We start from the raw sequence: 667 nt of genomic DNA, 5'->3' as shown, positions 1-667 counted from the left end.
TAATCAAGCCGGCAACATCAATCAAAATTATCAGAACTACGTGAATGCGACGCAGCCGCTTGCCTCCAACACAAATTACAATCCTTATTCGACGCCGGGATTTAGTGATGCCGTCAACACGTTGACGAACGATATCACAAACAATGTGAATGGGCAGTTTGCGGCGTCAGGCCGAGATATGTCCGGCGCAAACTCGCAGGCGCTTGCTCGTGGCATCGCTCAAGGCGTGGCGCCACTCATTCAGCAGCAATACAATCAGAACGTAGCCAACCAGCAGAATGCTGCGAATGCGCTCTACGGTGCAGGGAATACGAACTCTGGTCTGCTGGCCGGTCTGCAACAGCAGTACCTGACGAACCAAGGCAATGGAGTGGCTGCGGCTTCGAGTGCTGGCGATCTTCAGAACGCCGGGGCTACCAATACACTAGCCGCCGAAGCCCAAAAGTACGGCATTCCGCTTCAAAATCTCGGCCTTCTATCGCAGATCGGTATCCCGATTGCGGGCCTAGGGTCTCAGTCGAGCGGACAAAGCACCACGACGAACCAGATGTCAGGCGCCCAGCAGTTCGGAACGATTGCTGGCGGCTTGGGCTCGTTGTTCGGTGGAGGTGGCGGTTCGACGGTTGGGAACATCTTCAAACTGATCTCGGACCGCAATGCCAAAGAA

At 55.0% G+C, this 667-nt stretch carries 1 pseudogene; it reads left to right on the top strand.

Annotated features, from left to right (window positions below):
* Window positions 1–667 (top strand): annotated as a pseudogene (locus CQ12_RS45510) (tail fiber domain-containing protein); the annotation flags it as partial.

Origin of the sequence: Bradyrhizobium jicamae, from assembly GCF_001440395.1 — a bacterium.
GTDB classification, from domain to species: domain Bacteria; phylum Pseudomonadota; class Alphaproteobacteria; order Rhizobiales; family Xanthobacteraceae; genus Bradyrhizobium; species Bradyrhizobium jicamae.
Note: the sequence above shows the minus strand (reverse complement) of the source record. Positions and strands in the feature narration are given on the sequence as shown.